Origin of the sequence: Rothia sp. ZJ1223 (assembly GCF_016900985.1) — a bacterium.
Taxonomy (GTDB): Bacteria; Actinomycetota; Actinomycetes; order Actinomycetales; family Micrococcaceae; genus Rothia.
The window spans coordinates 327379-348803 of record NZ_JAFEUT010000002.1; the positions used below are offsets into that span (position 1 = coordinate 327379).

A 21425-nucleotide genomic window follows, 5' to 3' on the forward strand; every position below is an offset into this window, starting at 1 on the left:
AGGGCGGCAGTTTTATAGGTGTAACTGGTGAGCGAGCTTTAGCGCATGGGCTTCGCGCCGCGTCCACCTAAGTGGTTTTCGGCAGTGCCCTTGAGCGCTGAGCGCAGTTCTTTGGGCAGGGAGAAGAGGATGTCCTCGGTAGCGGTCTCTACCGGTTCTACATCAGAGTAACCGTAGTCTGAGAGCAAGTTCAGCACATCTTGCACCAGCACCTCGGGCACGGACGCGCCAGAGGTTACACCAACAGTGGCACCCCCCTCAAACCAGGCTTCATCAACTTCGTGAGCGAAGTCCACCAAGTATGCCTGCTTGGCACCGTATTCAAGGGCAACTTCTTTTAGACGCACCGAGTTCGAGGAGTTAGTGGAACCCACTACAATTACCAAATCAGCCTGGGGAGCGATCTCCTTGATAGCGCCCTGGCGGTTAGAGGTCGCATAGCAAATATCATCGGACGGCGGGTTCTGCAGCGACGGGAACTTCTCCTTCAACCGACCCACGGTCTCTAAGGTTTCGTCCACCGAGAGAGTGGTCTGCGAAAGCCACACCACCTTTTCAGGATCGCGTACAGTTACCCGCTCTACCTCATCAGGGGAGTTCACAATCTGAATGTGTTCAGGTGCCTCGCCCGCGGTGCCCTCAACTTCTTCGTGACCGGTATGACCAATCAACAAAATGTCATAGTCCTGCTTGGCAAAGCGCACAGCCTCACGGTGAACCTTATTCACCAGCGGGCAGGTGGCATCAATCGTGTTCAGCTGCCGTTCCTCAGCGGCGTTCACCACAGCGGGTGATACACCGTGAGCAGAGAAAACGGTGACAGAACCCTCAGGAACTTCCTCCACCTCGTCCACGAAAATAGCGCCCTGCGCTTCAAGGGTTTCTACCACGTGACGGTTATGCACAATCTGCTTGCGCACGTATACGGGGGCGCCATAATGCTCCAGAGCCTTTTCAACAGCGATGACAGCGCGGTCGACGCCAGCGCAGTAGCCGCGAGGGGCTGCCAACAGAACCTTTTTGGCTCCGTTCACAGGCGCAGCGGCTTCAACATCTTCGCGGGTACGGCGAACTTTGGGAACGCGGGGCAGTCCCAGGGAAATCGAGGTGTTTTCTACAGGTGCAGACATAATCTCCATTCTAAAGGTTCTTGACGCCTATGCGGTACGCCTTGTGATGCCCCTGACGGCAGCTACTACCACAGCTAGCACCAGCAGACCCGCCGAGACCAGAGCAACAGTACCGGCTAGGGAATTGTTGAAAGACGCCAAGGAGTAGGTGAACGTTGAAATCAGCTGCTGCACGAAGGTCTGACCGGTGCTGGTGGGAATATTGAAAGCGTCAGTACCGAAAGCAGAACTGTGTGCAAGTGCTCCCCCTAGCGTCAGCATGCCAGCACCCAAGAAACCAACTATTGCGGCAAATAGCAGTCGGCGGCCGGGCCACAGAGCGAACATAAACGCGCCCACGGCAATGGTCAGCGCAGTAAGAATCTGCCAGCTATCAGCAAAATTCATGAGACTTTGCACGAAACCATTGATGGGGTACCCGCCCTCAGCACCATCGAGCAAGATGAGGCGCTGATCCGCGTCCGCATTGAGGTCAAACCCCAGCGGTTTGCCCACAAACGCATCCAGCTGATCGTAGAAGTAGTTGAGGTCTATAGCAGCGGCTTTGCGTTCACCGTTGAACAGGTAAGCATGGGTATCAGCCATAACGGTCTCCCATACTTTCGGGTAAGAATCGTGGTTCACCATCGCTTGGGCAGAATCGTGTACAACGGTATTGACTTGATTGTGCAACCAGTTTTGAGCGCCCCCGTACCAGGCAGTTGAATTGCCGTCTCCCAAGATTGCTGTGGCACTGGATGAGTTCATGAAGTCATCAGCAGCAGCGCGGGCAAGATTGCCTTGGAATTCGGTGTCGTATGCCATCGACGCGCTTAGCGCCTTAAAGCTCGCGGGGTTAATGATGGTGCTTTGAACCCAGTAGGCAAGGGCACTTGCAGATCCCAAGGCTAAGAATACGGGCACGAGCAAAACGCACAGTAGTCTACGCAGGGCTGAAAAGCGAGGTTTACGGGCGGGTACGCGCACCGGTGATACCTGAGGCTGCGCATAAGTGGGCGGCGAATATGCCGGTGAGGCGTACCCCGATACTGCCGGCTGGGCGGGTGGTGCGTAGACAGGTACTTTCTGCGGTGCCCTGTATGCTGCCGTAGGCTGAGCTGATGGCTGGCTGGCTATTTGGTAGCTGACTGGCAGCGGGGGTGCCTGAACGCTGGGGTTACCCCAGTTACCATCGCCGTAGGCTTCAAGGTTTTCAAGTTTGCTGACTTTAGGACGCGCGGGAGAAGTCTGAGGCTCTACTACCCGATGCGCCGCTAACGGTTGGGTGCTCTCGGCGGTAAAAGGCACTGTTTCTTCAGCAGAAAAGGCTACCTGTTCCGCACTTGTCTTCTCAGATGCACGAACATCAGGTGCATCTCGGTGTACCGGCATGGGCAGGGTCGCGTCGGTATTTGCTGCCGGCGCCTCTGTAGTGAAATGCGAGTAATCACCAGGTGGAAGCACCTGTGTCGCTTCAAGAGGGGGGTGTTTTTTCTGCTGTGCCATGCCACCTAATCTACTGGTAGTTACTGAAAACTTGCTAGATGCTCTGCAACACATCACTTTTTATTTTTTGTACGTTTAGTTTTGTGAGCAGGCTAAAATGTCAGTCTGACTGGTTAGGCTATAGGTATGACTTCTTCTTTTGAACCATCACCATATCAGGTGCAGGTGCCTAACGCTCACCGGCAGTTAGCTCCCACTGCTGGGTCTACGTCGCCGGAGAATCCTTGGCCCCTCAAATTGCTTTCGACAAAACTTCACGAGCACGTGGCGAAAGCATCTCCTACCTGGGTTGAGGGCCAGATTATTGAGCTGAACAAGCGCGCCCGCGTCACCTACCTGACCTTGCGCGATATAGATGAGGAGATATCAGTCTCGGTTACTCTCTTCGATCAAGAAACCGCGAAAATTCAGGGTACATTAGAACGCGGTCAGCGCGTCATCATTCAACTCAAACCTGATTACTGGGTGAAAACAGGCAGGCTTTCCATGCACGGCCGCAATTTGCGGACGGTGGGCACCGGTTCAATGCTGGAACGCATTGAAAAGCTCAAGCAGTCTTTAGCTGCCGAGGGGCTTTTTGACCAGCGGCACAAAAAACCTCTGCCACTATTGCCGCATCGTATCGGTCTTATTACCGGTCGTGATTCTGATGCGATGAAAGACGTTATTCGTAACGCTTCTCTGCGTTGGCCAGCAGTTGCTTTCGAGGTCAGAGAGGTAGCGGTTCAGGGAGTTCACGCGCTGAGAGAGGTGACCCAGGCTCTCAGCGAACTCGATGCGCACCCAGAGGTTGATGTTATCGTTATTGCCCGCGGCGGCGGTTCTCTAGAAGATTTACTGCCTTTTAGCGAAGAGGCAATGGTTCGTGCCCTTTTTGTTGCTCGCACCCCTGTGGTGTCAGCTATCGGGCACGAGGCTGATAGCCCCCTCATTGACCATGTAGCCGACGTGCGCGCGTCCACCCCCACCGATGCAGGCAAGCGGGTGGTACCCGATGTTGCAGAAGAAAAAGCGCGTATCACCCAGGCGCGTGCCTTTGTTGAACGTTCAGTTCAGAATTTTATCGGCAATGAACGTGCCAGTATTGCCCAGGTTAAATCCCGCCCGGTTCTGTTGGCTCCTCGCACCAGTTTGTTGGCGTGTGAAGAAGACCTGGAACGTCTACGCTCGCGCGCTCTGACAGCGGCACGTTCTTCAGTGGTACGCCACCATGAAAATATTCGCCAGCTGCGAGCGCGTGTCACGGCTCTCTCGCCCCAGCGCACTTTGGAGCGAGGTTATGCCGTGGTGCAAACCGTTTCGGGTGAGTTGGTGCGAGACGCGCGGAATCTGCCTGAGGGTACCGAGGTAATGGTGCGAGCAGCTCAGGGTTTAGCGAAGGCAACTGTTACTGAGACCTTTGAATCGAATATTTAGGTACAGGGGTCGCTGCCCCTGACTGAGTAAAACTAAATGGCTATGAAAGGCATAATAATGAGCGAAAATATTACTTTTAATGATTCAACCGGCGGCGCTCCGGTAGAGCAGCTGTCATACGAGCAGGCGCGTGCAGAACTCATGCAGGTGGTGCAGCGTATGGAATCTGGGGCGTCTTCGTTGGAGGATTCTATCGCTCTCTGGGAACGCGGTGAGGCGCTGGCGGCTCGTTGTGAAGCATGGCTAGATGGTGCTCAGGCGCGGTTGCAGGCAGCTCAGAATAATCAGCAAGAGCACAACAACTCCTAGCACCGCTCGCAGCAGCGTCGTCTAAAAATCTGTTATAAAAATCCCACGCTGTACATACACTAGCGTGGGATTTTTATATGGGTTAAGCAGGCACCGGCGCGCGGGCTAGTTTTGCTTGTACTCAGCCAAGAAGTTTCCGAGACGTTCAAGGGCTGAGTGCAGGGTCTGAGTATCGGGCAAGAAGACCAGTCTGAAATGATCTGGCTGATCCCAGTTGAAGGCTGTGCCTGTGCTGATGAGAATTTTTTGTTCGTGCAACAAGTCTAGAGCGAACTGTTCATCTGAGGTGATGTTGAAGTGATCAACGTCGAGCTTGGGGAACAGGTAGAGCGCGCCCTCTGCTTGGTTAACGGTGATGCCTTCCATGTCACTGAGCATTTTGTAGGCTAGATCGCGCTGTTCAATCAGGCGTCCACCGGGCAAAATCAGTTCATTAATCGACTGGTAGCCACCCAAAGCAGTCTGAATGGCGTGCTGACCGGGCACGTTGGCGCACAGGCGCATGGATGCGAGCAGCTGAATACCTTCAAGATAGTCGGTTGCCTGCCACTTGGGGCCGGTGATAGCAACCCAGCCCGCACGGTAACCACACACGCGGTAGGCTTTGGAAAGCCCCGAGAAAGTCAGGCACAGCACGTCATCACCGCAGATGGATGCGGTATGAATCATCTGCGCGTCCTCGTAGGTAATTTTTTCATAGATTTCATCGGCGAATACCACTAGCCCGTGCTCACGCGCCAGCTCAACGATGCTTTCTAGAATTTCCTTCGAATAGACCGCACCGGTGGGGTTATTCGGGTTGATAATGACGATGCCCTTGGTGCGGGAGGTAATTTTCGAGGCGATATCCTCGATATCTGGGAACCAACCGTTTTCTTCGTCGCAACGGTAGTGGACGGGTTTACCACCGGCTAGAGCAGTTGAGGCTGTCCACAGCGGGTAATCCGGCATCGGCACCAGAATCTCATCCCCTGTATCGAGCAGAGCCTGCAAGGTCATGGGGATCAGCTCTGATACCCCGTTGCCCAGGTAGACATCGTTGGGCTCCATGGTGAGGATACCTTTGGTCTGGTAGTACTGCACGATGGCGGTGCGGGCTGTATACAGGCCACGAGAATCTGAGTACCCCTGGGTTTCGGGTAGGTGCTGAATGATGTCCATCATGATGGCATCGGGCGCTTCAAAGCCGAAGGGGGCTGGGTTACCGATATTGAGTTTGAGAATACGATGCCCGCGTGACTCCATATGTTCTGCTTCTTCGAGCAGGGGACCGCGAATATCGTAAAGAACGTTCTGTAGCTTCTTGGACTGCTTGTAAACTGCCATGCGATATAGATTACTCCGTCAGGCTGTCAAACCAGAACATTGCCGCCTCTTGGTGCGTAATAGAGTTCTCACCGGTGGTAAGTCTGCCGAGCCTGACGAGATCCTGGGTGGTGAGTCTGCCAGATACAGTGTTGATGGCGTCCCGAGCGCCCTGGGGCACTTCGTCAGTGCGTATCATTGGCACAATTTGCTGGGCAATAAAATTGTTGGCGTTGTCTTCTAGCACCACAAATGCGTTGTCTTCAATGTCTGGTGAGCTGGTGAAAATATCAGCGATTTGCACTGTATCGTTGGCTAGTTGATCTGATAGCTCGCCCTGGTTATTGACCGCCACAAACTTTTTCGGCTCGCACCCGTAGACCGTCTTAAGCGCGTCCAGCCCGTGACTTCTGTGCTCAAAAGTCGCGGGTGCCCCCAGAGTCAGGTCGGGGCAGTGTTTGGCTATGTCTGCGATGGAGTTGATGCCGTACTTCTCAGCGGTGGCGCGGGTGACCACCAGAGCGTCCTTGTTTTCTGCGGTGGCGGCGTTGAGAAGAGAGGTGTCAAGGGGCAGTGCTTTGTCGAGGGCCGAGATGATGTCGCTGCTAGACATGCCTCGGACGTTCAGGGGCGGCTCAGTAGCAACCGCGCTGGAGCTTGGGCTCGCAGTGGCGCTAGCTGAGGCGCTTGCGGTGGTACTGGGTTCAACCGTGGGTACTCTTGTAGCACGGTCTTTTGCCGCAGCTATATCGGTGGGGCTGAGGGTGCCCTCGGCTGTCAGGTGTAAGAGTAAGTTGCCCGTGTAGTCGGGGGTGATATCAACGGTCTGGGGGTTGTTGGTGGCGGTAGATCGCGCAGAGACTTCGGGGCTTGCCAGTATAGGTGGCGCCGCTACATCTTGGGCTGTGAGAGGACGCGCCTGCATAGCTTCTAAATACTCGGCACGTGTGTTGCCGGTGTCGGTAATTTCGACCGTGTACCCCGCCTCTTTGAGGGCAAAGGCATAGAGGTGAGCGACCATCTTTGTTTCATGGGAAATACCGGCTGAGATAGTGATGGTCCCAAAGGACGTAGCTTCTGGATCAACCGTAATAGCTGGCTTTGTGGGGACGCACGCCGATAAGAGCAAGACCAAAGCTGAACAAGTACCGGCAAGAAACCTACTCTTCACACTGCACCTACCGGCTCAGCTGGCGTTCGCGAAAACGGCGTGCCCAGTCGGTGCTGTTGGCGTACCCCATCATGGTTGCCGCAGCATCAACCAGGTGTACCTTCTGGATCTTGTCAAGATCGGCAATAGGCACCCACCGAGCTTCATCAGATGAACCACCAATTTCGTGCCGCAAAGTGCCGCCCTCAATATGTGCGCGGTAAACGATGCGCAGCGCACAAAAAACGTTCTCCGAACCGGCGTTGGGGTCAAAATAACCCGCGTCCACGCCCAAGAGGTCCTCGGGGGCTGCTTCATAGCCCGTTTCTTCGTAAACCTCACGCACCACGGTGTCGTAGGGCTGCTCGCCGGGGTCCATGCCTCCACCGGGCAGCGTCCAAGCAGGAGAGTTTCTGCGGTCGGCAGGCACCCAGCGGGTCAGAAGAATCTTTCCCTGCTCAATAATGACTGCGTAAGCTGAAGGGCGAGTATCCATAGAAAGCGGCATACTTTCCATAGTAAAGGCTGATCCCTTATGATGCATCCTTATGAAGACTCCTCAGGTGCATCAGTCAGCTAGGCTTGAAGTATGAGTTTTCAAACTATCATTGCGCAGAACGCGCAACCTGTTACTTTCATGGATTCGATTATTGACGATCTGAGCAGTCTCGATTTCTGGCTGGGAAAACCCCTGCGCATCCTGCTCATTATTGTGGTAGCGCTGTTCGTGAGTGCCCTGGTACGCCTGGTCATCAAGCACATCACAGCATCCATTGCTCGCGGTACGCACGCACGCATTATCTCCGGTGGCACCGGGGTGGGACGCTGGATGCAAGATACCGGCATTTCGAATACCCGCCAGGCCCAACGCGCCAAAACGGTAGGTTCAGTCTTACGATCAGTAGCCTCCATTGCCATTTGGGCGATGGCAATCGTCATGATTATCGCAGAACTGGGTTTCAATATCGCCCCCGTTCTCGCCTCAGCCGGCGTCGTCGGTGTTGCTCTTTCCTTCGGCGCACAATCGCTTGTCAAGGATTACCTCACCGGTATTTTCATCGTCGCAGAAGACCAGTTAGGCATTGGCGACTGGGTCGATTTGGGCGAAGCCTCGGGCGAGGTAGAGGCTGTGGGTCTTCGCACCACACAGGTACGCGATATCAATGGCACCCTCTGGCATGTGCGAAACGGCGAAATTCTGCGCGTCGGAAACTCATCCCAGGGTTGGGCGCGTACCAACATTGATATGCCTGTTCCCTACGACGCTGATATCGGCAAGGTTAATGAGGTTCTACTCAGCGCCGCCCAACGAGCTGTAGAATCCAGCGATATCAGCGAACACGTTGTGGGAAAGCCTGAGATCAGAGGCGTTGAAAAGGTCAGCGGAGAATCGATGATCGTTCGAGTGACGGTAAAAACCGCTCCCTCCGAGCAGTGGACGGTTGCGCGCGTCCTGCGTTTAGAGCTCAAGCAAGCCTTGGACGCTGCTGGCTACTGCATTCCCCTACTCAACCAGTCGGTGGTGCGTTCGGCAGATGGCACCCCGCCGACTGCTGTAGCGCCGACTTCCACTGGCACAGGCACCACAGCCTAGTCGTATTTAGCGGCGTTTCTTGCCACCGGGTTTGCCCGTCACCTTCGCCTTCTGGGCGCTGTGCTGGCGGGCATTTCCGTTTTTGCGAGCGTTACGCGCTTTACGGTCTTGCTCCTCACGGCGGGCATTAGCGGCTCGACGCTTACGCTGCGCTTCTTCTTTCTCTTTGCGTTTTTTCTCTAGCGCCTGTTGCTTACTATCGGTTCCGCGGTCTGAAGCGGCAGTGCGCCCGCGGCAAATGCCCACGAAGTCCTGCACCATTGCCTCATCAATATCTTCGCGGAACTCACGCTTCCACACCAAAGCAACAGCGCTAGTTTTGATATCAGGCACCGGGCGGTGGGTGAGATCTTTACGGTGGTACAGACGGGCAATAGAAAGCGGAACAATCAACAGCCCCAAACCGGCAGCCACCAGCTCCACTGCGTCCTTGGTGTGGCGCATCTGCGGAAGTTTTTGAGGGTTGGACGCGCGGTAGGGCTCAAAAGCAGCAGCCCACTCAGGTACAGTCTCGGGTTCCTGCAACAAAAATTCTTCAGCGAGTTCAGCAACCGGAACCTCATCGAGAATACTGAGAAGGTGATCCTGCGGCATCACCACCACCTGTTGTTCACGGTAAAGCTCAATGCGGTGGTAGCGGTCTTTATCAGCAGAGACCGGTTCGTGTTCGGGGCGTATCAAGACCATACGGGCGAAGCCATCGAGAGCCGCTAACCCAGCTTTTTCGGCGAGAGGAATTTCAGCCAGCGGGCGCACCTGCCCGTAGCGGTCATGCCAGCGCCCAAACCATTTACCCGGCATCACACCGGGCACGAACCCCACCCGCATGGGGTAGGCGTGCGCGTCAAAAGAGTGCAGGCGTTCAAAAACATCGTGGTCTGCCAGTAGCGGGGCATGTTCTTCTGCTACGAGGGGCAAACGCTCAGCAGCGGTGACGTCTTCTACCGGTATTTCAGTCATGGGTCTTCTCTCTCAACGTTGTAGCGGGCAGGGTGTGCAGCGAATGGGTGTGAAGGTGAGAGGCTCGGCGGTGCTTTCGGCGCACCAGAAGAAAAACAGAGATGAGCGCAGCTACAGCCAGTAGTGCCGCTATCCAGGGACGCTCTAACCACGCCCATACTACTGCCATACCTACGGTGCCGTAGATGCTCCCCCAGATGAGAGTGCCCGCTAGCATTGCCGGGATCCATCGTACGAGCGGCATTTTAGTGAACCCGGTGGTCATAATGACCGCGGTTTGGAGCCCCACGGTAAGAAAACAGGCAGGCACGGCCAGTACTCCCCAGGTGTTCACCAGCTTTTGGGCTCGCTGGTAGGCAGGGTGTTTGAACACTGAGCGGACGCGCTCCCAGCGTTGACCACCGGATGCAGCAAGCCTACCTAAGCTGTAGACAATGCTGGTTCGCGCAATACCCACAGCCCAGAAGAAGCTAACGGCTCCCACCAGGCTCAGGTTATCGATCCACTCTTTCATCTGCACCAGTTTACCGGCTAAAGGCTGTAGTTGACAGGTGCCGTGGGGCACGTTGGGGGCGGGCAGACAGCGATAGATGAAGGCTTACCTAAGTAAAAGATTAGGTTTTTCAAACTTTTTCTCTGTTGAGACTATACAAGAGGCACAGAATTAGGTTATATTTTTATTACCAAATAGTTCAGCTTGTGGGAAGTTTGAGCTAGACGGTATGAGGAAACTTTTTTCTTCTGCGTGTGTGATGCCAAGGGCCAGAACCCCCAACGGAGTTCTGGCCCTTATCTTTTACTTTACCCCCCCCCCAAAAAAAAATGTATGGGAGAGGTTCTCTTACGCTCGGCGGCGGTTCAATACCTGATCCAAATCAATGCTCTTGCTGCCGCGCGCTGCCGCCTCAACAACGGTCTTCGACTCAGCATGCACAGGAGCCGGTGCCTGCAACGGTTCAACAGTTCTTTCTGCATACACCACCTCAGCCTCTAAATAGGTGGGAACAGGCACCTCAACCGGAGTCCATGTATTAGCAGCAGGCACCTCAAAACTACGGTGCGCCTCGTAGCGTGCAGGTGCATCATTGGGCCCCAACACCTCAGGTTCAACGGCAGCGGCATCCACCCTACGATGTTCAACCGGGCGGTGAGTACGCGCACGACGCAGATTTTTAGCCGCTGAGGCTACAGCAGCCGGGCGGTAGACCCGCTCAGTCTCGTAAGGAGCTGCCATCTCAACAGGATTTTCCTCGTGAGCGACTGCCTCAGCTACCGTAAGATTCATCGAGCGCGGACGCGCGTCCCCGCGCTCTGCGAAAGAGACAGACTTCTTCTTCATATCTGCCACTGCGAGTGCTCGTAGGGTAGCTAATCCAGTAAAGCTAAAGCCACCCAAGAGCAGGGGCACCCACCAGCTAACAGCGGTAAACGGTGCGGCAAGGGCGGTCAGCAAAGCCAACAGCAGGCAGATTGCTGCGGCAACAAAAATCGCAGTGCGACCTTTTTTGAGAATGAAAGACTGAGCCGGATTTTCGTCAGCGACTAGAGGGTGGGAGGGGTTTTCTTCTTGCCCGTCAATGACGTCAGAAGCAAACTTTTCAGCGTTAATAGCCTCAAAAAGCGGGGTTTTAAAGCGCGATTGAGAAAACCAGATAATGACACCGGCGATGATTACGAGAAGACTCGATGCGCCAACCACAGAAGTCATATCAGACCCCACCCCTTTTAAACTCTTGCGAACACCCCCGCTGGGTGTTTCTATCACTTTACCGAAATTACACATGTGTGACTAATCAAGTGTGTCATAAAAAATCGGTGGAGCGACACATAGTCACCCCACCGATCTCTTCAGCTTCTGACGTTCTTTATTTTCTAAAGTTCAGCAGCGAATTCTTTAACCCAGGCACGCAAATCAGGGCCGAGGTCTTCGCGTTCTGCAGCGAGAATAATGTTCGCCTTGAGGTAGCTGAGCTTGTCGCCGGTATCAAAACGACGACCCTTGAAGACAACACCGTAAACGCCTTCACCTTCGCTCTCACCCTTAGCAAGAGTCTGCAGGGCGTCGGTGAGCTGAATTTCACCGCCACGACCGGGAGCGGTGTTTTCAAGAACCTCAAAAACCTGAGGTGCCAATACATAGCGTCCGATTACGGCGTAGTTTGAGGGTGCTTCTTCTACGGCAGGCTTTTCAACAAGTTCTGAGACCTTAAAGAAGTTTTCGCCCTCAACCTGAGAAATCGCAGCACAACCGTATGCTGAAATCTGGTCTTCGGGAACTTCCATCAGCGCAATGACAGAGCCACCGGTCTTCTGCTGCACAGCAACCATCTCTGACAGCAGGTCATCTTTTTCATCAATGAGATCATCACCCAGCAGCACGGCAAAAGGCTCATTGCCCACGTGTACCTTAGCGCGCAAAACAGCATGCCCCAAGCCCTTGGGATCGCCCTGGCGCACGTAGTGGATTTCGCCCAAATCATTGGTGTCACGCACCGAACGCAGCAGCTTATCTTTGCCTTGGTCTTCAAGCTGTTCCTCAAGAGTGGGAACGCGGTCGAAGTGATCCTCAAGGGCTCGCTTGTTGCGTCCGGTAATCATGAGTACATCGGTCAGACCGGCGTCTACGGCTTCCTGCACCACATACTGAATAGCGGGACGGTCAACAACAGGCAACATTTCCTTAGGGGTCGCCTTGGTTGCGGGAAGAAAACGGGTGCCCAAACCAGCAGCAGGAATTACTGCTTTAGTGATAGCACGCGATACATTAGTTTCAGTCATAACTTAAAGGATAACTGATAATGCGAAGTATTTCGCTGATGATATAGCGGGGGCTGGTTATGCCACATTTATCGAGTGCCTCACACAATAAATCTTTGTTGAGGTTTCATATTCGTCAGAATCGCGTACGTCAGCACCGTCTTTTGCAGGGATCACAAGTTGCTCAGGGGCTCTTGGCATCCGGTGTACCGCTGATCGAGGGTCTAGCCCCAAGCTCAGTGCTTGCAGCTTTTCTTCCGCTGAACACAGAACCGCCAATATTCCCCCTCCTGCACACAGCGTACGCCACAGGGCTCCAAGTGATTGTGCCGGTGGTTAAAGCTCAGCGCCAATTAGCGTGGGTAGAGTGGACGCCTCAGGGCACAACCTCCACGAACTCACTGGGAATAGCAGAACCAACCGGCAAAGACCTGGGGGCAGAAGCATTCCTTCAGGCTGATCTTCGCCTCATTCCGGCACTAGCTGTAGCGTCTGACGGCGCGCGTTTGGGCCAGGGCGGCGGCTTTTACGACCTGCTGACGCAGCCCCTGAGCGCCCCGGCGCGAGCACGCACCTACGCCGTTATTTTTGATCATGAGTTGCTGGACGCTCTCCCCGCAGAATCTCATGATTTCAGGGCACAGGCTGTGCTAACTCCCAGTGGAGTACACAAGCTGACGTCTTCTCCTCTATCTTAGGCGCCGTCCTCTCCGGTTCCCGCGGAGCGGTATGATATTTTCAGAAAATTTTACGTCTGAGCACTACATCGCGAAAGAAGTTTTACCTATGCCGGTATATGTTTATCAATGCAAAAACTGCGAATATATTTTTGAACAGCACCAGTCTTTCTCTGAAGATGCCCTCAAGACCTGCCCGGAATGCGACCAGGATCAGTTGCGTAAAAAATTCGGCAACGTAGGCGTTGTTTTTAAGGGGTCAGGCTTCTACGCTAACGACTCGAAAAAATCAGCGGACTCCTAAAATTTCGCTGTTTATTGCAGCCTCTCATCGCGGCAGCAAAAACTCCGGTGGTTCTCACCCTGTCAGGGTGAGAACCACCGGAGTTTTCGTGGTTAGGTAATTTTTAGTTTATAAGCCGTAGTGCGGAGGTTTCTGGGCTTTCATCCATTCATCCCGTTGTGCATCCTGTGATTGCTCCACGGGGGTAGCGGATGGAGTCAGTCCTGCAAGGCGGGGTTCTGAACCACCGACAGCGCTACCGCCGGTGGCTCGCCTATTGCCGCGCCGGGCACGCGGGGTAGACGAGTACTCTGGCTCTTTTCTCTCGGTCATGATGCCTTGTGCTCCCCCATCCCCAGGTAGGTGCTCATACGCTCCACTACAGCCTCAGGATCCGAGAACACTTCGATGGTCCACAGGGTCAGGTAGTTCCACCCGGTGCGTGCCAGACGCTCAGGCAGAAGGCGGGTACGTTCACGCACCGATAAGTCAGCCCAAGAGTCTGCCCCATCAGAGGAAACAGCAAGGGGAATACGCATACTTGCCCCGTCGTGGAGCATAGCGCGGGCACGCGGGCTGCGCATGGCACCAGCAGAGAGGGACTCTCCCTCAGCGGTGACAACCAAAGAAATATCGTTATTTTCAGAAGAGTGAACGCGAGCCCCGCGCTCTTTAAGACGGCGCACCAAATCGTTGAGTAGCCAGTCTCCCATATCGGTTGCCTCAATTGCATCGTTCGTCAAGAACTCATTGGCTGGCAGCTTGTCGGTAATCTGCGCACCGAAAGCCATTTCGGTATCAGCTTCTTGTTGGCGTGAGTACTCCTGGATCAAACGGTATATATCGAGTGCGCCCCCTTTGAGCAGAGCCGGGTTCATATCGTCCAGGCTCAGGCTGGTGATGATGCGGGTTTCGTGGCGGGCACGAGTCATCGCTGTTACAAAATGCTTGCCACCGTGTGCCTCCGAGAATTCCCCGAGAGAGTGGACCTCCGGTTTATGCGGAGCGCGCCCGAACCCCAGCGCCACAAAAACAACATCGCGTTCAATAGTTTCGGCGCGGGCAACATTGACAACGCGGAAAGGTTCTTTACCGGGGGCAAAGAATCCAGCTGCCTGCGGGTAGCTTTCCAACGCTCGACGCACGAAATCAGCAATACGCTGGGCATGACGCGCGGTAGAGGCAATGACCGCCAGCGACTGGTGGGGACGCTTGATGGCATGCTCAATGACGCGCCACCCCACCTGCTCCACCTCAACGGAGGGGGAATCCATGCTGGCGTTATCGCTCATACGCCCCTCAAGGCTCACGTATTCCACGCTGAGCCCCGCGACGCTCTCGGTGATTTCTTCACCCCAGGGGTAGTGGATGAGCTGACCGTTGTAGTAGTGCTCATTCAAGTACCTAAAGAGAGCGGGGTCTATGGCACGGTTGACGATGGCGAGCGAGCGCTGAGGAACGATCTTTGCTAGCACATCGATGGTGGATTCCAAATTGTCATCAACGTCCATCACTGCGTTGTGGGCAACTGCTGACACCATGAAGGGTACAGGGCGGCCGCTCACCGAGTCGCCGAAGGCAATGACCTGGTCTGCGCGAGTAATCGCTGGTAGGTTAGCTGCCAGCGGGGTCGATTCAGCGTCCAAGAGAATCACCGTGTCAAAGCGTTGATGGGCAGGAATCTTGCGGCTGATAGCAAAGGGCGAAGAAACCCACAGAGGGTAGAGAGTAGTGGCTAGGTGCGGGGCGTGGGTGAGAATCTCATAAAGGCTAAACTCGTGGGAACGCAGGTGAGATTTAAGGTATGCAGCTTCATCGGCGTACTCGCTGATCGCTTTTTGCCACTGCATCGCCAAGCGGTGTAGCAAGCGTGCAGGGGTGGACGCGATATGACGGTAGTCTGCACGGCGGAAGCGAGCTTCGAGTTCTCTTAGCTGGTTGCCGTCAAGAATTTCAATTTCTTGCGAAGCGATCATCATTTCCAGAGCAGTCTGCCACCAGGCAAGCTCTAGTTCAGCGGGTGCGTGTTCAGCGGGAATTTGACGCTCGCGTAAGTCATCCAGCAGCTCGCCGAGGCCCTGTTCTGTGAGTGAACGAATCAAGCCATCGCGCTCAGGCAGGGTGTGCAACAGGTATTCGTCATCGATGAGGTGACTCAAGCGTTTGAGTATATCTGCCGCCGGTGCGGTAATAAAATCATTGCCCTGAGGGCTGTTTTCGAGAACGAGTTCGAGACCGGTAAATTCGGCACGCAACTCATCATGATGAGCGCGCAATTCGTCAAGGTTTGCCGGTGGTACAGGAAGGCTGCCCTCTGCTGCCCAGGTAATCCACTCTTCGCGCTGGCTTTGCACCACAACCAGCGCATCGTGAATATCGCTCAGGTGTACGCCGGGGCGAATGTATTCCTTGGCAGCTTTACGCAGGCGTGAGCGTTGCATGGTGCTCATCTCGATGCCGCGTTCGCGTCGCCAGCTACCCGAGGCGGTCGCAGCGATTAAATCGGTCACCGGGCGTTCGAAGATATCACCCGTGAACTCTTTGAGAGTTTCGCGGATTCGTTCTAGCAAACCCAACTGTTCATTCCACTGCTCAAGGCTGTTGCCGGTTCGCATACCAGTTTCGTTGCCCATCAGGCTCATGGCGGCACGAAGGTTGGTCATAGATTCGTGCAGCGATTTCACCAGCTCATGAGCAGCTTGGCTTTCCTGGGTGTCTACGAGGGTGGCTTGATGCCAAGGCGAAAATTGGGTGGACGAGCGGTAGCCTGCCAGTTCGCCCAACCGCACGAGCTGTCGGGTGATAGCGGAGCGGTCGGTGAGCGCGTCCATGACATCACGGTTGAAACGAACGTGAGTTGAAGGAGCAGGCTGCTGTGCAGTCAGCGCCGCCAGGGTCTGCATCGCATCAAAGGGTGAGCAGCCCCATCGTGACTCTGTGTATTTCAAAGCGTTAAGGTGCTCAGCGAGCTGGTTGCGGGTGGTTTCAAGCTCAGCGTACACCTCAGAATAATCAGGTTCAACAGCGTTCTCATTGCGTACAATTGCTTGAATGAGTAGCTGACGGGTTTCTTCGCTCTCTCTATCTTTGAGCACGTCAAAAACGGTATCGCCCAGACCCAGCGCTGCGGTTTGCGCGGCAATAGTGCGTAGAGTAGAGCTCTTCTCCCCTACAATCAGCACCGATTTATTCTGGCTCATCAGAGTAGAGGCAATATTGAGGGCCGTGCGAATGTCGTCGGTACCGGGTGCCGAGGTGATAGCCAAAGAATGACCGCTGGAAGCTAAATCTACAACCTCCTGGGCAGATGCATCTGCATCGGCAACTAAGAATTCATCGGCTACTGGACGTGTATCAATTGGGGGTAGCGGGTTCACCGCCACGGGCGCGTGTGAGGAGAGCTCGATGCCTGATTTGAGGGCAGCGAGATCACGCACAACTTTGGTGTGCGCTGTAGCAGGTAGGGCACCGGTGCTCTCTTTAAGATCGGCGAAGGTGGAGACCAGGTACTTCGACTCAATCATCATGCCGGGGATCTTCGCGGTGGATGAGCGCATACGGTCAATCACTGGCTCAGGGTCAAGGCGCGACATTGAGTTCGCCAGGGCAGCCACATCCATGCTGCTCAAATCAATGTTGTACTCTTTACGCAGCTGACGCACCAATGCCGGATTCAGTTTGGCGGCACCCGTCAAGCGCAACTCAAAATCATCGCCGCTTGTATGCGGGGTAATAGCCAAAGGTGCAAGCAAGATGGGGGCAATGAACCGTTTCTCGGTAGCCAACCGTTGGGCTGATCCGAGATCACGAGAAAGCCATGAGGCGGTGCCAGCCACAAAATAGCCGGCATCCAAACCGTGCTCTGTCTCAAGCTCAAAAATCTTAGCCCGCAAAACACGTGCCGCGCTCATCCCCGATTCCAAGAGGGACTTCTCACGCAAAATTGTTGAGAGGCGAGTTTTGCGCCCCATCATCAACTGCGCGACGCCAGAGGGGTTAGCATTCGACAAATCAATATGAACGTAATCAACCTGGTTAAAATCAAGCAGCGCGTCAGGCCCGGTGTACAGGTCCATCTGCTCAGCCCACCGCTCAAGACCGGCAGCGCTTTCTTCATTAAAACTATCTGCTGCGGTGTAGTCTTGTTGCTGATTCTGGGCGGATTCACTCACGTTCAAACAATCCTTCGTAGTACACGTCATCGCCCCTACAGGGCGCACTCTTTATGCCAATGGTGATATAAGAAAAGGAAAACTAGCTGCCCGGCGTCATCTGGTTATAGCGGGCAATAAGGGTCAAGAGGGTAAGGACACCAATCAGCACCATACCTCCGACCAGCGCCCACCTCCATTGCGGAGCGAACTGCTCCGTGCGGTCTTCAAAGCGCAGAGAACGCACGAGGAAAAAAGCAACGAGCGCGGCGATAAGGTTGCCCACCAGAATCTGCTGAACCACGCTGAAAATACCAAAAAGTCGTACCGTTTGAGGGTTCTCGCTCTCAGCGACCTTCAGCATGACCGACTGAATCACAGACATACACGCCACTAAAAATGAAAGAGCAATAGCAGGGTGCTGCAGAGTTTCACTGAAGCTCTGTCCCACCGTCATTGACTGTGTATAGGCAAAAAACACAAAACCAGCGGCGCTGAGCATCCACACCCAAAAAAGCACAGTTCTCAGGCGCGATGAATTTTCTAAAAAGTTATAAATAGCGTTCATGGGGTTATAAATCTTGATCAATCAAGTCAATATAGCGGCGTACCACGTAATCCAATAGTACGTTGAGACCAATAAAGGAATGAAAGGGGGTGCGTTGCATGGGGATAGGACGCGGGGTCGCGGCGTATCGCAGACTGAAGTTCGCTACCGAAGACATATAGTTCATGCCAAATGCGGTCACCACAATCATGGGAATCTTCCGCAATGACAGTAAGTTAACCGTCTCTCGAATCTGCTCTGTATTGCCCGAAAGCGAAACAATGATGACAAGGTCTTCGGCGGTCATCACGTGAGCGCTGCCGGCAAACTCATTGTGAGCCGGGATCACGTGCGTAAAGCGTCCGCACGAGAGCATAGATTTAGCAAATTCTTGCACCGCGTTGCGCTGGGCATAGCCGGTGCCGTAGCAGTAAAGACTGCGAGCTTGTCGGATTTTCTCAAGTGCCGGGGCTAAATCGTATCCCTCAAGGAATTCAAAAGTCTTGGCAATGTCATCTTTTGCTGACTCCACAAAGTTTTCAGGAGAGCCTACCGGCTTATTCAACGACGACTTGATGAAATATTTGAGCTCCGCAAACCCCGTAAAATCCAGCTTTTTAGTCAGCCGAATAATACTCGACGTAGAAGTAAAGGTTCGGTGGGCAAGAGATGAAATAGTAGCCTCACTGACGAACTCCTCGTTCTCCAGCATGAAAGCGAGGATATCGCGCTCCGTCTCACTAAAACGGTGCTGATGGGCATTGACGATGTCCTGCAAATCCAACAAAAGCTCCCGGTGTCTTACGATGCTACCTATTCTTTCGATAGTACAGCATATAAGCTAACCGGGAGCTTTGTTCATTCACTCAAAAAGTGAAGTGAACGTTTACTTGTTGGAGTTAACCATCTCTTCGAAACGGTCACGAACCTGAGGAACGTCCATACCGACGATAACCTGCAAAGCCTTACCCTTGTTGACCAAGCCAAGAGCGCCAGCACCCTTGAAGTCAGTCTCAGAAGCAACGAGCTCGGGGTTATCAACAGATACACGCAAACGGGTTGCGCAGTTGTTCACCGAGGTGATGTTCTGAGCGCCACCGAGCAAAGCCAAGAAGTCAGTTGCACGCTGGTTGTAGGGATCCTTGGAATCAACAGCGGTAGCAGTTGAGCCTGCAGCGGCTGCGCCCAGGGTGCCTGCCTTCTTTGCTTCCTTGTACTCGGCTTTGGTGTAGAGCTTGGTTTCGCCGCCCTCAGCTTCACGGCCGGGGGTCTTGAAGTCGAACTTGAGGATCAAGAAGCGGAAGACTACGAAGTAAATCAGGGTGAAGATTAGACCGATGACGATCTGCGAGATGTAGGTACCTGAGTGGTTACCCCACAGCGGAATCCAGTTCTGGAACAGGAAGTCGATCAGACCGCCACCCATGTTGCCGCGCAGACCGAAGACGTACATGACTGACGCCATGCTTGCCGCCAGAACAGCGTGTACTGCGAACAGCGGGGGTGCCAGGAACAGGAAGGTGAATTCCAGGGGCTCGGTGATACCGATCAAGATTGCGGTTAAGCAGACAGGAATCAGCAGAGCGAGGGTCTCTTTACGCTTTTCAGGACGCGCGGTGGTGTAGAAAGCCGCGGCGATACCCAGCGGTGCGAAGACCTTTGAGTTACCGTGCAGACCGAAGCCACCTGCGGGGAACTGCTCTGAGAGGGGAGCTGCTGACTGAGCGATCTGGGGCAGAGCTGCAACCCAGTCTTTGGTGACGCCGTTAGGAGTAACAGCGGGGCCGAATACGAAGGGGGTGTAGATGAAGTGGTGCAGACCGGTGGGAATCAGGATGCGTTCCAGGAATACGTAGAGCCAGATACCGAAAACGCCTGAGCCCATGAACAGACCCTGCAGTGAGCCGATGCCGGTCTGGATGGTGGGCCATACCAGGCAGAAGAACAGAGCAACGGGCATCATCAAGAAGAAGCCAAGACCGTAAACGAACTGGGTGCCCTGGAAGATGCCCAAGAAGTCGGGGAGCTTGGTGTTGAAGAAGCGGTTATGCAACCACACAACAATAGCGGAGATGATGATTGCACCAAAGATACCGGTGTCGAGGGTCTTGATACCAGCAATCATCTTCAGACCGGTGCCGGCAGCACCCTCTGAGAGGTCCTGCTCAAAGTCAATACCGAAGTTGGTACCCCAAATGCTCAAGATGGCGCCAACGAAGTAGTTGAAGGTCAGGTAGACCATACCGGCTTCAAAAACCGCACGTGCCTGAGCCTGCTTAGCCAAAGCAATGGGCAGACCAAGAACGAACAGAAGTTCCATCTGGTTGAAAACAGTCCAAGCGCCGGACTCCCAGACAGACCAGAAGTTGTACCAACCGGTACCTTCAGCAGCGATGCTTCCGAGCAGCTGCTCATTTTTACAAATAATTGCGATACCGACGGCAAGACCGGCGAATGCAAAGATGAGGACGGGGGCAAGCATTGCCGAGCCGAACCTCTGGATTTTCTCCATCATGGCAGATTAATCCTCAATCGAAAGAGACAAGTAACGAAGAAGAGAATACATGGTATCTGAGTGTTTAACACCACGCCACGATGGTTTTGGCAATAGTTTCAACGTTTGACACATCAGTAACAGAAACCGGCAAAAGTTCTTTCGATATATTTACGACTTAAAGCGGGATGGCACGTCGCGCGTCCATAAGATGAAACCGATGGCTTTTGTGCCAAGCAGAATCAACTATCACCACTATTTATTCAAAAGCGCAGGCTGACTCAAAACCATGAAAATTCTGACTCTCAATACCCACAGCTGGGTGGAGCTGCACCAGATTCCCAAGATTAAGACATTGGCGAAGTTCATCATTGATGAAGATATTGATGTTGTTGCTTTGCAAGAAGTCAATCAGCACCAGGAGACTCTCGCCATCAGCGCTGATGAATACTATCTCTCGGCTACTGAGCGAGCGGTTCACCACGATAATTTTGGTCTTCTCCTCGCGCATTTTCTCAAAGACTTAGGTAGGCCCTACTACTGGTCGTGGGTAGATGCACACGAGGCGTGGAACGCTTACGATGAGGGCGTTGCCGTATTCAGCAAGGTTAAACCTCGTCAGGTTGCACCCATCGTGATGGATGATTCTTACGATTACAGCCAGGTTTGGCGACGCACTGCCCTTGCCCTAGAGATACCTCACGCTGACGGCAGTTTTTGGGTGGCGAGCACCCATATGAACTGGTGGTTCATCGAAGATAAGTATCTCTTTGCCTCAGATTTTGCATCACTTGATTCTCAGTTGAGGCAGCTGGCAGGCAAAGCTCCAGTGATTCTCGCTGGTGACTTCAACAATGATCCTGAGACTCCTGAGGAAGGCTATGCTGAGGTGATTTCACGCCAGTGGCACGATACCTACCCCCTTGCAAAGGCACGCGAGGGCGAATACACCGTCCACAAAAAAATCGCTGGTTGGGAAACAGCGACCAAAGCGATGCGGATTGACTTCATCTTCACCGATCAGCCCCTACAGGTTGATTATCACCGGGTAGTTTTTGCCGATAACAGCCCCGAGGCAATTTCAGATCACTCCGGTGTTCTGGTGGACTTCGACCCCCAACAGCTCTTTAACTAAACAAACTTTTACCAATCCAACGAGAGAAAGCG

20 protein-coding genes are annotated in these 21425 nt (G+C 54.0%); 6 read left to right on the forward strand and 14 right to left on the reverse strand.

Annotation, left to right across the window (positions count from 1 at the left end; genetic code table 11):
* Nucleotides 1–38 precede the first annotated feature (38 nt).
* Nucleotides 39–1130, reverse strand: coding sequence for a 4-hydroxy-3-methylbut-2-enyl diphosphate reductase (locus JTP09_RS03860; protein WP_204877116.1), 1092 nt, complete (start codon nucleotides 1128–1130; stop codon nucleotides 39–41).
* A gap of 27 nt (nucleotides 1131–1157) precedes the next feature.
* Complete coding sequence (locus tag JTP09_RS03865) at nucleotides 1158–2573, reverse strand: hypothetical protein (RefSeq protein ID WP_204877117.1); 1416 nt, start codon at nucleotides 2571–2573, stop codon at nucleotides 1158–1160.
* Between the two features lie 168 nt (nucleotides 2574–2741).
* On the opposite strand from JTP09_RS03865, the gene xseA reads away from it, so the two are divergent.
* Nucleotides 2742–4031 (forward strand): exodeoxyribonuclease VII large subunit, encoded by a 1290-nt coding sequence (gene xseA / locus JTP09_RS03870; protein WP_204877118.1) that lies wholly within the window; start codon nucleotides 2742–2744, stop codon nucleotides 4029–4031.
* A gap of 57 nt (nucleotides 4032–4088) precedes the next feature.
* A complete protein-coding gene (locus JTP09_RS03875) occupies nucleotides 4089–4340 on the forward strand; it encodes an exodeoxyribonuclease VII small subunit (protein ID WP_204877119.1) in 252 nt (83 codons plus the stop codon).
* 105 nt (nucleotides 4341–4445) lie between these two features.
* Here JTP09_RS03875 and JTP09_RS03880 read toward each other — a convergent pair whose 3' ends face one another.
* From JTP09_RS03880 to JTP09_RS03890, 3 genes are read right to left on the reverse strand one after another with little or no spacing between them, the layout of a single operon-like run.
* Entirely contained in the window at nucleotides 4446–5666 is a 1221-nt protein-coding gene (locus JTP09_RS03880; RefSeq protein WP_204877120.1) for a pyridoxal phosphate-dependent aminotransferase, read from the reverse strand.
* A gap of 10 nt (nucleotides 5667–5676) precedes the next feature.
* Nucleotides 5677–6816 (reverse strand): ABC transporter substrate-binding protein, encoded by a 1140-nt coding sequence (locus JTP09_RS03885; protein ID WP_204877121.1) that lies wholly within the window; start codon nucleotides 6814–6816, stop codon nucleotides 5677–5679.
* A gap of 7 nt (nucleotides 6817–6823) precedes the next feature.
* Nucleotides 6824–7291: an NUDIX hydrolase gene (locus JTP09_RS03890; protein WP_204877122.1), complete on the reverse strand. Its 468-nt coding sequence runs from the start codon at nucleotides 7289–7291 to the stop codon at nucleotides 6824–6826.
* Between the two features lie 93 nt (nucleotides 7292–7384).
* Between JTP09_RS03890 and JTP09_RS03895 the strand changes: the two genes are divergently transcribed.
* Nucleotides 7385–8389, forward strand: coding sequence for a mechanosensitive ion channel family protein (locus JTP09_RS03895; protein WP_239478688.1), 1005 nt, complete (start codon nucleotides 7385–7387; stop codon nucleotides 8387–8389).
* Between the two features lie 6 nt (nucleotides 8390–8395).
* Here the strand turns inward: JTP09_RS03895 and JTP09_RS03900 are convergent, their stop codons facing one another.
* The 4 genes from JTP09_RS03900 to galU form a co-directional block, all read right to left on the reverse strand.
* A complete protein-coding gene (locus JTP09_RS03900) occupies nucleotides 8396–9349 on the reverse strand; it encodes a LysR substrate-binding domain-containing protein (protein WP_204877123.1) in 954 nt (317 codons plus the stop codon).
* Nucleotides 9342–9863: a DedA family protein gene (locus JTP09_RS03905; protein WP_204877124.1), complete on the reverse strand. Its 522-nt coding sequence runs from the start codon at nucleotides 9861–9863 to the stop codon at nucleotides 9342–9344. Before JTP09_RS03905 ends, JTP09_RS03900 begins: the two co-directional genes overlap by 8 nt.
* Nucleotides 9864–10190: 327 nt before the next feature.
* A complete protein-coding gene (locus JTP09_RS03910) occupies nucleotides 10191–11057 on the reverse strand; it encodes a hypothetical protein (RefSeq protein WP_204877125.1) in 867 nt (288 codons plus the stop codon).
* A gap of 164 nt (nucleotides 11058–11221) precedes the next feature.
* A complete protein-coding gene (galU, locus tag JTP09_RS03915) occupies nucleotides 11222–12127 on the reverse strand; it encodes a UTP--glucose-1-phosphate uridylyltransferase GalU (protein WP_204877126.1) in 906 nt (301 codons plus the stop codon).
* Nucleotides 12128–12186: 59 nt separating this feature from the next.
* On the opposite strand from galU, the gene JTP09_RS03920 reads away from it, so the two are divergent.
* Nucleotides 12187–12804, forward strand: coding sequence for a 5-formyltetrahydrofolate cyclo-ligase (locus JTP09_RS03920; RefSeq protein WP_204877127.1), 618 nt, complete (start codon nucleotides 12187–12189; stop codon nucleotides 12802–12804).
* A gap of 88 nt (nucleotides 12805–12892) precedes the next feature.
* The gene (locus JTP09_RS03925) at nucleotides 12893–13087 is read left to right on the forward strand and encodes an FmdB family zinc ribbon protein (protein WP_204877128.1); all 195 of its coding nucleotides are present in this window, start codon (nucleotides 12893–12895) and stop codon (nucleotides 13085–13087) included.
* 108 nt (nucleotides 13088–13195) lie between these two features.
* On the opposite strand, the gene JTP09_RS03930 is transcribed toward JTP09_RS03925, so the two are convergent.
* The 5 genes from JTP09_RS03930 to JTP09_RS03950 form a co-directional block, all read right to left on the reverse strand.
* Nucleotides 13196–13399 carry a hypothetical protein gene (locus JTP09_RS03930; protein ID WP_204877129.1) on the reverse strand — a complete coding sequence of 68 codons (204 nt, stop codon included), beginning with the start codon at nucleotides 13397–13399 and terminating at the stop codon, nucleotides 13196–13198.
* Nucleotides 13396–17238 carry a DNA helicase gene (locus JTP09_RS03935; protein ID WP_204877130.1) on the reverse strand — a complete coding sequence of 1281 codons (3843 nt, stop codon included), beginning with the start codon at nucleotides 17236–17238 and terminating at the stop codon, nucleotides 13396–13398. Before JTP09_RS03935 ends, JTP09_RS03930 begins: the two co-directional genes overlap by 4 nt.
* Nucleotides 17239–17320: 82 nt before the next feature.
* Nucleotides 17321–17785 (reverse strand): hypothetical protein, encoded by a 465-nt coding sequence (locus JTP09_RS03940; RefSeq protein WP_204877131.1) that lies wholly within the window; start codon nucleotides 17783–17785, stop codon nucleotides 17321–17323.
* Nucleotides 17786–17789: 4 nt separating this feature from the next.
* Nucleotides 17790–18551 (reverse strand): MurR/RpiR family transcriptional regulator, encoded by a 762-nt coding sequence (locus JTP09_RS03945; RefSeq protein ID WP_239478690.1) that lies wholly within the window; start codon nucleotides 18549–18551, stop codon nucleotides 17790–17792.
* Nucleotides 18552–18650: 99 nt separating this feature from the next.
* Nucleotides 18651–20279 carry an alpha-glucoside-specific PTS transporter subunit IIBC gene (locus JTP09_RS03950; RefSeq protein ID WP_204877132.1) on the reverse strand — a complete coding sequence of 543 codons (1629 nt, stop codon included), beginning with the start codon at nucleotides 20277–20279 and terminating at the stop codon, nucleotides 18651–18653.
* Between the two features lie 268 nt (nucleotides 20280–20547).
* Here JTP09_RS03950 and JTP09_RS03955 point away from each other — a divergent pair, with 268 nt between their 5' ends.
* Nucleotides 20548–21393 (forward strand): endonuclease/exonuclease/phosphatase family protein, encoded by an 846-nt coding sequence (locus tag JTP09_RS03955; RefSeq protein WP_204877133.1) that lies wholly within the window; start codon nucleotides 20548–20550, stop codon nucleotides 21391–21393.
* Nucleotides 21394–21425: the final 32 nt, after the last annotated feature.

Coding starts and splice junctions, on each gene's coding strand:
- JTP09_RS03860 (WP_204877116.1), bottom strand. CDS start 1,130: ATGTCTGCACCTGTAGAAAACACCTCGATTTCCCTGGGACTGCCCCGC.
- JTP09_RS03950 (WP_204877132.1), bottom strand. CDS start 20,279: ATGATGGAGAAAATCCAGAGGTTCGGCTCGGCAATGCTTGCCCCCGTC.
- JTP09_RS03910 (WP_204877125.1), bottom strand. CDS start 11,057: ATGACTTCTGTGGTTGGCGCATCGAGTCTTCTCGTAATCATCGCCGGT.
- galU (WP_204877126.1), bottom strand. CDS start 12,127: ATGACTGAAACTAATGTATCGCGTGCTATCACTAAAGCAGTAATTCCT.
- JTP09_RS03875 (WP_204877119.1), top strand. CDS start 4,089: ATGAGCGAAAATATTACTTTTAATGATTCAACCGGCGGCGCTCCGGTA.
- xseA (WP_204877118.1), top strand. CDS start 2,742: ATGACTTCTTCTTTTGAACCATCACCATATCAGGTGCAGGTGCCTAAC.
- JTP09_RS03920 (WP_204877127.1), top strand. CDS start 12,187: ATGCCACATTTATCGAGTGCCTCACACAATAAATCTTTGTTGAGGTTT.
- JTP09_RS03925 (WP_204877128.1), top strand. CDS start 12,893: ATGCCGGTATATGTTTATCAATGCAAAAACTGCGAATATATTTTTGAA.
- JTP09_RS03890 (WP_204877122.1), bottom strand. CDS start 7,291: ATGGATACTCGCCCTTCAGCTTACGCAGTCATTATTGAGCAGGGAAAG.
- JTP09_RS03895 (WP_239478688.1), top strand. CDS start 7,385: ATGAGTTTTCAAACTATCATTGCGCAGAACGCGCAACCTGTTACTTTC.
- JTP09_RS03880 (WP_204877120.1), bottom strand. CDS start 5,666: ATGGCAGTTTACAAGCAGTCCAAGAAGCTACAGAACGTTCTTTACGAT.
- JTP09_RS03905 (WP_204877124.1), bottom strand. CDS start 9,863: ATGAAAGAGTGGATCGATAACCTGAGCCTGGTGGGAGCCGTTAGCTTC.
- JTP09_RS03930 (WP_204877129.1), bottom strand. CDS start 13,399: ATGACCGAGAGAAAAGAGCCAGAGTACTCGTCTACCCCGCGTGCCCGG.
- JTP09_RS03940 (WP_204877131.1), bottom strand. CDS start 17,785: ATGAACGCTATTTATAACTTTTTAGAAAATTCATCGCGCCTGAGAACT.
- JTP09_RS03955 (WP_204877133.1), top strand. CDS start 20,548: ATGAAAATTCTGACTCTCAATACCCACAGCTGGGTGGAGCTGCACCAG.
- JTP09_RS03900 (WP_204877123.1), bottom strand. CDS start 9,349: ATGACTGAAATACCGGTAGAAGACGTCACCGCTGCTGAGCGTTTGCCC.